Origin of the sequence: Aquamicrobium terrae (assembly GCF_040545735.1) — a bacterium.
GTDB classification, from domain to species: Bacteria; Pseudomonadota; Alphaproteobacteria; order Rhizobiales; family Rhizobiaceae; genus Mesorhizobium; species Mesorhizobium terrae_A.
In genome coordinates this window covers 117806-130093 of the sequence record NZ_JBEPML010000004.1, presented here as the reverse complement: position 1 = coordinate 130093, position 12288 = coordinate 117806, and the positions used below count along the sequence as shown (strand labels likewise).

Below are 12288 nucleotides of genomic sequence, written 5' to 3'. Positions count from 1 at the left end.
GTTCAAGCGCAGCGATTTGTCCGGAAGGCGGCCTGCCGGTCAGCCTTCCACCTTCCCCTCGCCTGCAATTAGCAAACCATCATGGAAGGTTTCGCCTTCAGCGCCGGGGCGGGTGAGAAGCAGGAAGGCCAGCGTGATCACCGGTTGCCACAGCAGGGCCCGGGCCGCCGTCATTGGCGTGTAGGTGCCCTTGGGCGCCAGGAGATTGGCGGTGCCGATCAGTTCCCCGCCGACCACAGCGGGAATGTTCAGGCTCGATTCGAAGCCGAGTTCCTGGATCTTGCGCCAGTCGAAGAACAGCTCCGCCACGCCCTCGATGTCGGTCGTGGCAAAAGGCGCCTTGCCCATCACCACCTTCTCGAAATAGGGGCCTGCCACCAGCCGCTTGTAATTGCCCACCGGATAGGCATCGAGATCGTCGGAAAACACCCGGCAGGAGCGCATCGACGGCATATCGTAGACCAGTGCCGTCAGCAGGCCGCAGGCCGCGTCCCGCTTCAGCCCTGCGCGCAGATAGTCGAACACCATGACGGCTGGCTTCGGCCCGGCAACGAGACGTGAAATTTCCTGCGGATCGTAGGGCAGGCTCATGCGCCCGCCTCCTGCATGACCAGATGGCCGGGCGAAACCTGGTCATAGAGACGGGCGGGCGGGCGATAATCGAGGCCGCGTACGGGGCTGGCAATCTCGGTGACGTCGAGCCTGCGCTCGCCATGGCGGCGGGTGGGATCGGGCACCGGAACCGCCTCGATCAGGCGCCTGGTATAGGGATGGCGGGGATTGCCCAGCACCTCGGCGCGGGGTCCGATCTCGACGATCTCGCCCAGATACATCACCGCGATGCGATGGCTCACACGTTCCACCACCGCCATGTCATGGCTGATGAACAGATAGGAAAGGCCCAGCCGCTCCTGCAGGTCGAGCATCAGGTTGATGGTCTGTGCCTTGATCGACACATCCAGCGCCGAGACGGATTCGTCGGCGATGATCAGCTTCGGCTCCAGCGCCAGAGCCCGCGCGATGCAGATGCGCTGACGCTGGCCGCCTGAGAACTCGTGCGGATAGCGGCCGGCCATGTCGCGGGAAAGGCCGACCTGCTCCAGCAGGCGACCGACCCTCTCCTTTGCCTCGGCCTCGCCGCAGACCTTGTGGATGAAGAGCGGCTCGGCGATCGCCCGGCCGATCCGACGGCGCGGGTTGAGGCTAGCGAAGGGGTCCTGGAACACCATCTGGACCGAGCGTCGCAGTTCGTCGATATCGGCATCGGTGCCCAATATGTCCTTGCCGAGCAGTTTGACCGAGCCGGATTCGGCATGCGTCATGCGCATCAGCGCGCGCCCCATGGTGGACTTGCCGCAACCCGATTCCCCGACCAGCGCCAGCGTCTCGCCCTGCTTCAGGTCGAAGCTGACATTCTCGATGGCGTGGACCCGAGCCGAAAGGCGGCGGAACACGCCCGAATGCAGCGGATAGCGCACAACGAGGTTCTTCACCTCCAGAAGCGGCTCATCGCGAACCGTGTCGAGGGTTTTCGGCGCCGGCCTGGCGACGCCGGTCACCGGATCGACCAGATCAAAGCGCTTCGGGCGGGTGCTTGCCTGCATCTGCCCCAGCGCCGGCACGGCCGAAAGCAGCGCGCGCGTATAAGGGTGGCGGGGTGCGGCGAACAGGGAGGCTGTCTCTTCCGTCTCCACCACGTCGCCGCGATACATGACCGTGACCCGGTTGGCGATCTCCGCGACCACGCCCATGTCGTGGGTGATGAACAGAACGCCCATCTCTTCCTCGCGCTGCAACTCGCGGATCAGTTCGAGGATCTGGGCCTGGATGGTCACATCGAGCGCGGTGGTCGGCTCGTCGGCGATCAGCAGGCGCGGCCGGCAGGCCAGCGCCATGGCGATCATCACCCGCTGGCGCATGCCGCCGGACAGGAGATGCGGATATTCCGATGCGCGCTGCGCGGCCGCGGGAATGCGCACCCGCTCCAGCAGACGCACCGCCTCCTTCAGCGCCTCGCGCCCCTTGAGGCCGCGATGGATGGACAGCGCTTCGGCGATCTGGTCGCCCACCGTCATTACGGGATTGAGCGAGGTCATCGGCTCCTGGAAGATCATGGCAATGCGGTTGCCGCGTATCGCCTGCATCCGGGTGGCCGAAAGGGTCAGGAGATCCTGCCCCTCAAACAGGATGCGGCCCTCGTGCCGGGCGAGACCCGGCTGGAGAAGGCGCATGATCGACAGTGCAGTCACGCTCTTGCCCGAGCCCGATTCCCCCACCACGGCCAGGGTTTCCCCGGAATCGATGGTGAAGCTCACGTCGCGCACCACGGTCTTCCATCCGTCTTCGGTGCGGAAGGAGGTGGTCAGGTTCTCCACGCTGAGTATCGGCATCTTGATCTCCGGCACGGGCTGGGCGTTTTACGCCTGATGCAACTCGGACTTGACGAACTGCCCGCGCGCCATGATCGCGGGCATGTGGGCGCCGTCTCCGGCAAGCAGCGAGATATCCTCCAGCGGATTGCCTGCAACGATGAGAAGGTCGGCGCAGGCGCCCGGCGCGATAATGCCGATCTCACCTTCGAGCCGGCACAGCTTCGCGCCGATGACGGTGGCAGAACGGACGATCTCGGCCGGCGTCAGCACGCGCGCCAATATCTCGAACTCCATGCAGTGATAGCGACGCAGAGCGCCGAGAAGGTCGGAGCCGAAAGCCATTGGCAGGCCGGCCTCGCGCATGATCTCGAGCGAGCGCAGGCCGCCCTTCTGCACCACCTCGATCTTGGCGAATTCGGCCGCCCCCAGCCCCAGCGCTTTGCCCTCGATGGCAAGCGCGTCATAGGCGACGAGTGTCGGCACGGCGATGCAGCCGCGCTCTGCGGCAAGCGCCGCTGTCTCGGGCTCGATCAGGTTGCAGTGTTCGAGCGAGTGCACGCCCAGCTCGACGCAACGCCGGATCGCCCGGTCGGTATAGACATGGGCCGAGACATAGAGGCCGGCGTTCTCCGCTTCCTCCACCATGGCCGCGATCTCGTCGCGCGAATACTGGATCGAGTGGATCGGGTCATTGGGCGAAGAGACACCGCCATTGGCCATGACCTTGATGAACTTGGCGCCTTCCTTGATCTGCTTGCGGCATTCGGCGCGCACATTGTCGACGCCGTCGGTGACGACGCCCATCGAACCCAGCCGGTCGGACATCATGTCGGGGCGCCCGTCGGTACGCCCGCGCAGGTCGGAATGGCCGCCGGTGGTGGTCAGCGCCTTGCCGCAGATGATGAGGCGGGGGCCCTTGATCAGCCCCTCCTCCAGTGCCAGCACGAGGCCGAGATCGGCCCCGCCGAGATCGCGCAGCGTGGTGAAGCCGCGCGACAGCGCCTCTTCCATCACCCTTGCCGAGCGCAGCGCGGCGAGCGAGGATGGCGCCGTGACGTTGCTCCACAGGTCGAGGCTTTCGGCCGTGACATGGACATGGCAGTCTATCAGTCCCGGCATCAGCGTGTGGCCGCGAAGGTCCAGCTCCACCACATCCCGTGGACGCTCGAGGCCGGCGCCCACAGCGACGATGCGGTCGCCGCTGACCAGGACCTCGGCCTCGATCAGCCGTCCCGCTTCCGCGTCCAGCACGCGGCCGTTGGTGAAGAGTGTGTCCGGCATCAGTCGCTCGCGCCTTCCATGTTGCCCACCATGAAGCCGTAGTCGCCGGCATTGACCAGATTGCGGGTCAGGTGCTGCATGATCATCACGCCGTTCCTGAAAGGCGTCCGAATCTCCTCCAGCGTCTCGAAGGTGTAGGGCGAGACAACCCGGCCCAGAAGTTGGTCGCCGGAGATGAACTCGCCATTTGCCGGGCACAGCGGCTCCAGCCAGCCGCCATGGACAGGTCGAATGCCGGCCAGCTCGGTGACCACGATCTGCTTGGGATTGGGTGCTGCCTCGCCGGAGATGGTGCCACGCACGCGCAGCATGTTGAGAATGCCGTCCAGAGTGCGCTTGCAATAGGGGCCCTGATCGACAATGCCGCCGCCAAGCTCGATCACCACCGAGGAGATGCCAAGCGTCTCGATGGTGACGGCCTTGGTGGTGCCGGCAAAGGTCGTGCCCTGCTTGCCCTGCACCGGGCGGTACAGAACCCTGGAACCGAAGGCACGCGACAGCTCTTCGTCGTTCTCGATATAGACATAATCGACGGTCGGCCGGTCGGTGCCCGAATGCAGGTCGATATGCACGTCGATCTTCTGGAAGAACTCGCGCACCAGCGCATGGGCGAGCTGCTGGCTGTAGGTGCCGTTGGGATTGCCGGGGAACTGTCGGTTGAGGTCGAGTTCGTCAATCGTCGAGAAGCGGTGGTTGACCGCGAACGCATAGGGATTGACCACCGGCAGGAGCAGGACACGGCCCTTGAGCGGCATGTCCTTGAGCACGCGGTAAAGGTCGAGGATTACCTGGCTGCCAGTGTTCTCGTTGCCGTGAATGGAGGCGGAGATACCGATGGTCGGGCCATCCTGTTCGCCCACCAGCTCATGCATGACGAGCACGGCGTCGTTGCCATCGGCCATGGTGGTGAATTTCGGCCGCAGCACGTTGATCGATTTTACCATTTACCAGTTCCTTACTTTGATTTTGCGCCGCCACGCGAAAGCTGGCGCGGATCGAGCACGTCGCGCAGCCCATCGCCAAGCAGGTTGAAGCCCAGCACCGTGATCATGATCGCGGCGCCCGAGACGATGGAAAGCCACGGTTCATCCCGCAGGAAGCGGGTGCCGTAGGAAAGCGTCCAGCCCCAGGTCGGCTGCGGTGGGGGCAGTCCGAATCCGAGGAAACTGAGCGCGGATTCCGCGAGGATGGCGGTGCCCAGTCCCAGCGACGACAGCACGATGATGGGGCCGAGCGCATTGGGCAGGATCTCGCGGAAGATGACGCGCGTGTGGCTGGCGCCGAGCGACCGTGCCGCCTGCACATAGACCTGCTCGCGCAGCACCAGCGTCGCGGCGCGCACCACGCGCGCATATTCGGCCCATGCGACCACGGCAATGGCGACGGCGACGTTGATCACGCCCGGCCCCAGCGCCGCCACGATGGCCAGCGCCAGGACGATGGCCGGAAAGCCGAGGAAGATGTCGGCGATGCGCATCAGCAGCATGTCGACCCAGCCGCCGAAATAGCCGGAGACCAGCCCGACCACGGTGCCGACGAGGGCAGAAACGGCGACTGCGGTCAGCGCGATGCTCAGCGAGATGCGGGCGCCGTAGACCATGCGCGACCACAGATCCCGTCCGAAATTGTCGGTGCCCAGCCAATGCTCCCAGGTGGGACCGGAGAAGCGGTTGGCCATGTCGATCTGCTCGACCGCATGGGTCGCCACCTGTGGCGCGAAGACGGCCAGAAGGAAAATCGTCAGCGTGATCACGGCGCCGAGGATCAGCGAGACGTTACGCAGTTTCTTGGGAACACGCAGGGAAATGGCCATGGTTCAGCTCAGCCTCACGCGCGGATCGACGACGGCATAGAGCAGGTCGACGACGAGGTTCACCAGCGCGAAGATGATCGCGAAGGTCAGCACGATGCCCTGTATCAGCGGGAAGTCGCGCTGCGAGATGGCGGCGACGGTCAACTGGCCGAGGCCCGGCCAGGCGAAGATGCTTTCGGTCAGCACCGCGCCGCCGAGCAGCGCGCCGAAGCGCAGGCCGATCACCGACAGGACCGGCAGCAGCGCGTTGCGCAAGGCATGACGATAGACCACCCGCCGCGGCGCGACGCCCTTGGCCAGGGCGGTGCGCACGAAATCCTCGCGCAGCACTTCCAGCATCGAGCTGCGCACCAGCCGCGATATGATCGCCGCCGAATTGGCGGCCAGCGCCAGCGCCGGCAACGCCATGTGGGACAGCGAATCCCACAAGGTCTGCGGTCGCCCCGACATGAGGTCGAGCAGGCCCTGACTGAGCGGCGCTCCGCGGCCGATGGCCGGCAGCCAGCCGAGATTGACGGCAAAGGCCAGCATGAGCAGCAGGCCGAGCCAATATACCGGCATCGACACGCCAAGCTGCGCCACCAGCATGGCCAGCGTGTCGACAAGCCCACCCTGCCGCACGGCGGCGACGACGCCCAGGAACATGCCCACCATGGTAGCGATGATCAGGGCCACGACGGCCAGCTCGATCGTGGCGCCGAGCCGCTCGTAGATGATCGAGGCGACCGACTGGTTCTGGAACCAGGAGCGGCCCATGTCGCCCTGCAGGAGGGCGATGGAATAATCCCATAGCCGCAGATACCACGGGTTTTCCAGTCCAAGCTGCTGGCGCATGGTGGCGATGGCCTCCGGGGTGGCATCCTGGCCAAGCAGTATGGCCGCCGGGTCTCCCGGAATGATCAGCAGCAGGCAGAATGTCACCACCACCATACCGATCGCCATCGGTATCAGCAGCAGCAGTCGCCGCAGGATATAGCTCAACATGGGATTTCGTTCCGATGATCCATGGGACAGCAGGGCAAGAAGGACTGTTGCGGCAGCCGGCTCCGGTCATGCGGCTCCTGTATGGAACAGGATACCGCACCGCGACGGACGACTTTCTGGCTTCAGCCCTTCAGGATCCTCGTCGTTCAGGCCCCTAGTCGTTCAGGCCTATGACGCCGCGCAGGTTACCGCGCGGGTTCGCCTGGACCTTTTCCACCGGCAGGTCCTTGGCGTAGAACATCTGGTAGCCCTGCGCCGAGATGATGTAGTAGGGCACGTCCTCGGCAATGATGCGGGCGGCTTCCTGATAGGCCTTGGCGCGCTCGGCACGGTCCGTCTCGGTGCGGCCGCGGTTCAGCTGCTCGTCGACCTTGGGGTTCGAGTAGCCGGCCCAGTTGTTGCCGCCGCCAGTGGTGAGCTGCGAGTAGAGCAGCCGGTCGGGATCGACGATCCCCAGCCAGCCGAGCAACGCGATCTGGTGCTCGCCTTTCTGGACATAGTTGGTCGAGAAGGACGCCCAGTCGCTGATGCGGGTCTCGGCCTTGATCCCCGCCATCTCGAAGATGGCCTGTAGATATTCCACCGCCTGGACACGGTTGGGATCCTCGGTATGGGTGGCGATGGTGACCGTCAGCGGCTTGCCGCCCTTGTCGAGGATGCCATCACCATTGGTGTCGGTCCAGCCGAGCTGGTTGAAGGCGGCGACTGCGGCAGCCGGATCGAACTTCGGCTGCGAGATCGACGCGTCATAGGCCCAGGACGAAGGCAGGAGCACGGAATGCGTCACCTCGTCCACGCCCTGATAGATGTCGCGCACCAGTGTTTCCTGGTCGACCAGCATGGCGAAGGCGCGTCGCATCGCCGGGTCGGAGAGCAGCGGATCCTTGACGCCGAAATTCAGGTAGGTGACGCCGAGGCCTGCCATGATCGCATGGCCGAAGCGGTCGTCGGCGCTCAGGCGCTTGACGTCCTGGGGGGAAAGCGGCGACTGGATGACGTCCAGGTTGCCGGCCTCGAAGGCCTGCGCGCGGGCCGAGTTGTCACCGATGATCTTCACCGTCATTTCGGTGACGGTCGGCGCCTTGCCCCAGTAGTGTTCGTTGGCGGCCAGCACCATTTCGCTGCCGCGGGTCCAGCGCACCAGCTTCATAGGCCCTGCTCCGACCGGCTTTAGCGCGAAGTCCGCCCCGTTCCCGGCCAGCGCTTTCGGCACAATGCCCATGTCGAGATAGCTCAGCAGCGGCGCATAGGGTGCGCTCAGGGTGAACTTGACGGTGCGCGGATCGACCGCCTCGACCGCCTTGATCGGCGTGTAGAGCGCCTGCTGGGGCGCGCCGAATTGTGGATCGGTCAATGCCTGATAGGTGTAGACCACATCGTCGGCCGTGAGCGGCGAGCCGTCCGAGAAGGTCAACCCCTCGCGCAGATGAAAGATGAAGGTGGTGGGATCGGGCGTTTCCCAGCTTTCGGCCAGGTCCGGCACCGCCTCCAGCGAGGGGGTGAGATGGACGAGACCGGAAAACAGCAGGTCGCCGATGCGCATTGCGGTCGAGTCACGCGCCAGCCGCGGATCGAGCGTGCCGGCATCGACATCGACGCCGATGGTGATCTTCGTGTCGGCCACGGCGGCCGAATTGTGCGACATGGCCAGGAACACGGCCAGGCCGGCCGAAAGAAGCAGCTTTTTCATTCTCTTCCCTTTTGTCTTCTGCTCGCGCGCGAACCTCCCGGCACGAACGCAAAACCTATGCGACGCGAATGTCTCCCTGCCGCAACTGCGCGAGGCGGGGGACCAGCACCGAGCGCAGAAAGCTCGGGTCCGGCGCGTGACGAAACTCGAAGCAGGCCACGCCCGGCGCCACCAGGGCGGCGATGCGATCCGCGCCGGTGGCGAAGATCACCGCGCCGGAGCGGTCGATTTCCTCGGCCAGGTTTTCCGCCGAGGACCAGGTAACGTTGATCTCCGCCAGATGCGGCGCGAACTCCCGGATGGTCGGCCGCATTATGGCGATGTAGTCCTTGAGATGGGTGACCCCCAGAACCGGCGTCTGCGGCTCCAGCGAAGCCAGGTTCTGCCGGGTCTGCTGCGAGGGAATGAAGCGCAGCCCCAGCACCTTGTCGGAGCCGATGAGGCGGCGGGCGTCCGCCTCGCGGTGGACGAAGGTCAGCACCAGATGGGCGGCGCGACAGGCATCCAGCTCCGGCCCCGGCTGCGATATCTGGTCGAAGGTAACCAGCGTGATCTCCTCCCCCGCCTCCATGCAGGGTTGGATCTGGCGCACGTAGTCGCGCCCGGCCTCCTCGAAGATGCACACGAACACCACGTTCAGTCGCCGCCGCGCATCGCGCATCATGGATTGCGCGTTCAGCATCGATATCAGCGACATGGTCGAGACGCCGAGTTCCGAGGCCCGTACCAGCAGCCTGTCGATATCGTCGCGCAGCAAAGAGACATTGGAAGGCGTCACATCGGCAGACGCGGCCGGCACGATCACGAAGGCGCCCTGCCCCTGATGCGTCTCGATCAGCCCGTCGTCGCGCAACTGCCTGTAGACCTGCGCCACCGTCATCGGCGCGACACCGATATCGGCCGCGAGCTGTCGGATGGACGGCAGCCGGTCGCCATAGCTGTAGCCGCCGAACGCCAGCATGTAGCTGAGCAGCCCGTGGAGCTGGGTGCCCACGGGAACCGGCAGGCTCTTGTCGATGCAGTTGGCGTCGAGAGTGAACATGTGTGATAGTTAAATAGAACAGTTGACCTTTGGCAAGCGATTTTCTTGAATGCACATGAGCCGCGGGAAAACCGTACCAAAAACGCTGGAAATCGATCCGGAATTAAGGATTTTTCGCAAAACCTGCCCCTATGACGCAGGCATAAACCCGGCCCGAATCTCGGGCAGAATCCCAATCCTCAGGAGGAGGTGTGTACTAATGGAATATATCAATCTTGGTCTAACTGGTCTGAAAGTGTCACGCCTGGCATTGGGCTGCATGACATTCGGTTCCCCTTCCTGGGCTCCCTGGGTTCTGGGCCCGCACGATGCGCGGCCGATCATCTTCAAGGCGCTGGAGCTTGGCATCAATTTCTTCGACACGGCCGACATGTACTCGCTGGGTGCCAGCGAGGAGGTGCTGCGCGAGGCGCTGGCCGACGTGCCCCGCCATCGGCTTGTGATCGCTTCCAAGCTTTACAATGCCATGAGCGACGACCCCAACGACCGCGGCCTGTCGCGCAAGCATGTGTTCGAAGCGGTCGATGCCAGCCTCAAGCGGCTCGGCACCGACTATATCGACCTATACCAGTTGCATCGCTTCGACTACGGGACCCCGCTGGAGGAAACGCTGGATGCGCTCAACGACGTGGTGCGCGCCGGCAAGGTGCGCTATCTCGGCGCCTCGTCCATGTTTGCCTGGCAGTTCATGAAGGCGCTCGGTCTGCAACGCGCCAACGGCTGGGCGCCGTTCGTCTCCATGCAACCCCACTACAACCTGATCTACCGCGAGGAAGAGCGCGAGATGCTGCCCATGTGCCGCAGCGAGGGCATCGGCGTCATCCCGTGGAGCCCGCTGGCGCGCGGCCGGCTGGCCGGGCGCAGCGGGACCACGCGGACCGATACGGACCGTACCGCCAGCGCCCTCTATGACCGCAGCCAGGAGCAGGACGAGGCCGTGGCCGCCGCGGTGCGCCAGGTGGCGGAACGCCATGGCCGCCCGATGGCGCAGATCGCCTATGCCTGGGTGGCAAGCCGCCCCGGCATCACCGCGCCCATCGTCGGCATCTCCAAGCTTCACCAGTTCGACGATGCCATTGCCGCGCTCGAGGTGAAGCTCTCCGATGAGGATGTCGCTCTCATGGAAGCTCCCTACCAGCCGAAACCCGTCGCGGGGCATGTGTGATGGAACTGGGACGCCAGCTTGCCCGGTTGACGGCGGGTATCGACGGCCTCTATCGCGCCGCCAACCGTGGCGCGGGGTTCCTCAATGCGGAAGGATTGATCCCGGTGGCCATGGCCGCAGGGATCGCACCGCAGCCGCTTCGTGACTATGACGAAGCGGAGGAGGCACTCATCGACTTCCGCTCACGGCTTGGCGATGCCGAGACGGCGCTGCGCCGTGACTGGCTCGACGAGATGTCGGATTCCCTTCTGGCGCTGGTCGCAACCTTTCGCGGCGACCCGATCAGCTTCGGCGAGCGGCTGGAGCGCCAGATCAGGGTTCCGCTCAAGGCCGTGCCGCAGCCGATCATCGACGGCCTGCATTCGGAAATCCGTTCGGCACTGGACGAACTCGGTTTCCGGGGCGGATCCCTGGCCGAGGATCATGCACGCTGGGCCGAAGGCGCCGTCATTCCCACCGACACGGTGCTGGCGGTCATCGCCGATTATCAGGCCGAGGCCCGTGCCCGCTGTGCGGCGCGCATGTTCGCTTTCGACGACGAATGGATGATGCCGGTGGGTTGCAATGCAGCCCCCTTCTCCGCCTATTGCGACTATCCCAGCCGGCAGATGCTGCTGAATCTCGATTTCCCCTACACGGCCTTCAGCCTGAAGCATCTGGCCACGCACGAAGCCTTCCCCGGCCATCTGGTGCACATGAAGCTGCGCGAGATCGCGGTTGCCGAGGAACGCATGCCGCTCGAAGCTGCACAGGTTGTTACCAGTTCCGCTAGTTCCGCCCTGTACGAAGGCATAGCCGACAACGGCCTGCACTTTCTCGACTGGATCGAGGGACCGGAGGACCGGCTGGGATTGGCATTGCAGAAGCTGCGCAGCGCGCTGCGCTGCACGGCGGCATGGATGCACCATGGCGAGGGCCGACCGCTCGACGAGATCGTGCCCGAGATCGCCGCGGCGTCCTTGCAGGACCTTACCACGACGCGTTCGCGCCTCGCTTTCCTCGCGCACGACCTGCGCGCTCCCTTCGTCCATGCCTATTGGTGCGGCTACACCGCGGTGAATGAAATCTGGACCAGCGTCGAGACGGAGCGCCGCCGGGATTTCTGGGCGTTTCTCTACGGCCACATGCACACGCCGCGAACGCTGGCGCGGCATTGGGAAAGGGCCTGATCGGGCGGCAAGAACCTTCATGGAGCCGAGCCCAAGGAAGCGACGACGTTCGGAGAGCAGTCACGTGCCGGGGGCAAAGCTGAAGGTCGGGTTCTGACAAATCACGCAACCGCCGCTGTCATTCGCCGGCAAGCTGCCAGGCACGTCGAAGGTCGGCGATGAAGCCCTCGTGTTCCCGCGCCCGGCTGTCGGCATCGCGGATGCGTAACAGATAGGACGGATGGACCGTCACGATCAGCGTGGTGCCGTCTTCCGTTTCGCGGGCGCGGCCCCTCAGCGCGGAAATCGTCAGCGGGCGCCCCAGAAGCGTGCGCACCGCCGTCGCACCCAGCGCCACCAGCACTGCCGGCGCCACCAGCCTGCGTTCCTGTTCCAGCCACCACCGGCATTGCTCGATCTCGCCCGCATTGGGGCGCTTGTGGAGGCGCCGCTTGCCGCGCGGCTCGAACTTGAAGTGCTTGACCGCATTGGTGAGGAACACCGAAGCGCGCGGAATCCCGGCCTCGGCCAAAGCCGCATCGAGAAGCCGGCCGGCCGGCCCGACGAAGGGGCGTCCCGCAATGTCCTCCTTGTCTCCCGGCTGTTCACCGACAAGCATCAGCCGTGCCCGCCGCCTCCCTTCGCCCGGGACGACCTGGGTGGCGTGCTTATAAAGAGGGCAGCGCGTGCAACCGGCTTCGGCCTGCTCAAGCTGTGCGAGCGTGCCGATCCGCGTTTCTGCATCGTGGGTGTCGACAGAAGGCATCATCCCGATCCGATGCTCGACACAACC

General features: G+C 64.9%; 11 protein-coding genes. 2 read left to right on the top strand and 9 right to left on the bottom strand.

Annotation, left to right across the window (positions count from 1 at the left end; all coding sequences use genetic code 11):
• Positions 1-39: 39 nt before the first annotated feature.
• From ABID37_RS07735 to ABID37_RS07700, 8 genes are all read right to left on the bottom strand, one after another.
• Complete coding sequence (locus ABID37_RS07735; RefSeq protein WP_354193679.1) at positions 40-591, bottom strand: hypothetical protein; 552 nt, start codon at positions 589-591, stop codon at positions 40-42.
• Positions 588-2390: an ABC transporter ATP-binding protein gene (locus ABID37_RS07730; RefSeq protein ID WP_354193678.1), complete on the bottom strand. Its 1803-nt coding sequence runs from the start codon at positions 2388-2390 to the stop codon at positions 588-590. The genes ABID37_RS07735 and ABID37_RS07730 overlap by 4 nt, the downstream gene beginning before the upstream one ends.
• A 27-nt stretch (positions 2391-2417) precedes the next feature.
• Positions 2418-3653 carry a metal-dependent hydrolase family protein gene (locus tag ABID37_RS07725; RefSeq protein ID WP_354193677.1) on the bottom strand — a complete coding sequence of 412 codons (1236 nt, stop codon included), beginning with the start codon at positions 3651-3653 and terminating at the stop codon, positions 2418-2420.
• Entirely contained in the window at positions 3653-4597 is a 945-nt protein-coding gene (locus tag ABID37_RS07720; RefSeq protein ID WP_354193676.1) for a succinylglutamate desuccinylase/aspartoacylase family protein, read from the bottom strand. Before ABID37_RS07720 ends, ABID37_RS07725 begins: the two co-directional genes overlap by 1 nt.
• An 11-nt stretch (positions 4598-4608) precedes the next feature.
• Complete coding sequence (locus ABID37_RS07715; RefSeq protein WP_354193675.1) at positions 4609-5466, bottom strand: ABC transporter permease; 858 nt, start codon at positions 5464-5466, stop codon at positions 4609-4611.
• Between the two features lie 3 nt (positions 5467-5469).
• On the bottom strand, positions 5470-6450 hold the full coding sequence (locus ABID37_RS07710) for an ABC transporter permease (RefSeq protein ID WP_354193674.1): 981 nt from the start codon (positions 6448-6450) through the stop codon (positions 5470-5472).
• A 154-nt stretch (positions 6451-6604) separates the two neighbouring features.
• Entirely contained in the window at positions 6605-8140 is a 1536-nt protein-coding gene (locus ABID37_RS07705; RefSeq protein WP_354193673.1) for an ABC transporter substrate-binding protein, read from the bottom strand.
• Between the two features lie 55 nt (positions 8141-8195).
• Positions 8196-9182, bottom strand: a complete 987-nt coding sequence (locus ABID37_RS07700) for a GntR family transcriptional regulator (protein ID WP_354193672.1) — start codon at positions 9180-9182, stop codon at positions 8196-8198.
• A gap of 199 nt (positions 9183-9381) precedes the next feature.
• Between ABID37_RS07700 and ABID37_RS07695 the strand changes: the two genes are divergently transcribed.
• Entirely contained in the window at positions 9382-10347 is a 966-nt protein-coding gene (locus tag ABID37_RS07695; RefSeq protein WP_354193671.1) for an aldo/keto reductase, read from the top strand.
• Positions 10347-11516 carry a hypothetical protein gene (locus ABID37_RS07690; RefSeq protein WP_354193670.1) on the top strand — a complete coding sequence of 390 codons (1170 nt, stop codon included), beginning with the start codon at positions 10347-10349 and terminating at the stop codon, positions 11514-11516. Before ABID37_RS07695 ends, ABID37_RS07690 begins: the two co-directional genes overlap by 1 nt.
• Positions 11517-11634: 118 nt before the next feature.
• Here ABID37_RS07690 and ABID37_RS07685 read toward each other — a convergent pair whose 3' ends face one another.
• Entirely contained in the window at positions 11635-12261 is a 627-nt protein-coding gene (locus tag ABID37_RS07685; protein ID WP_354193669.1) for a UdgX family uracil-DNA binding protein, read from the bottom strand.
• Between the last annotated feature and the right edge of the window lie 27 nt (positions 12262-12288).

What these genes read in the sequence shown, in the direction of transcription:
- ABID37_RS07735 (WP_354193679.1), bottom strand. Translation starts at nt 591, where the DNA reads ATGAGCCTGCCCTACGATCCGCAGGAAATTTCACGTCTCGTTGCCGGG.
- ABID37_RS07700 (WP_354193672.1), bottom strand. Translation starts at nt 9,182, where the DNA reads ATGTTCACTCTCGACGCCAACTGCATCGACAAGAGCCTGCCGGTTCCC.
- ABID37_RS07720 (WP_354193676.1), bottom strand. Translation starts at nt 4,597, where the DNA reads ATGGTAAAATCGATCAACGTGCTGCGGCCGAAATTCACCACCATGGCC.
- ABID37_RS07690 (WP_354193670.1), top strand. Translation starts at nt 10,347, where the DNA reads ATGGAACTGGGACGCCAGCTTGCCCGGTTGACGGCGGGTATCGACGGC.
- ABID37_RS07705 (WP_354193673.1), bottom strand. Translation starts at nt 8,140, where the DNA reads ATGAAAAAGCTGCTTCTTTCGGCCGGCCTGGCCGTGTTCCTGGCCATG.
- ABID37_RS07715 (WP_354193675.1), bottom strand. Translation starts at nt 5,466, where the DNA reads ATGGCCATTTCCCTGCGTGTTCCCAAGAAACTGCGTAACGTCTCGCTG.
- ABID37_RS07725 (WP_354193677.1), bottom strand. Translation starts at nt 3,653, where the DNA reads ATGCCGGACACACTCTTCACCAACGGCCGCGTGCTGGACGCGGAAGCG.
- ABID37_RS07695 (WP_354193671.1), top strand. Translation starts at nt 9,382, where the DNA reads ATGGAATATATCAATCTTGGTCTAACTGGTCTGAAAGTGTCACGCCTG.
- ABID37_RS07730 (WP_354193678.1), bottom strand. Translation starts at nt 2,390, where the DNA reads ATGCCGATACTCAGCGTGGAGAACCTGACCACCTCCTTCCGCACCGAA.
- ABID37_RS07685 (WP_354193669.1), bottom strand. Translation starts at nt 12,261, where the DNA reads ATGCCTTCTGTCGACACCCACGATGCAGAAACGCGGATCGGCACGCTC.
- ABID37_RS07710 (WP_354193674.1), bottom strand. Translation starts at nt 6,450, where the DNA reads ATGTTGAGCTATATCCTGCGGCGACTGCTGCTGCTGATACCGATGGCG.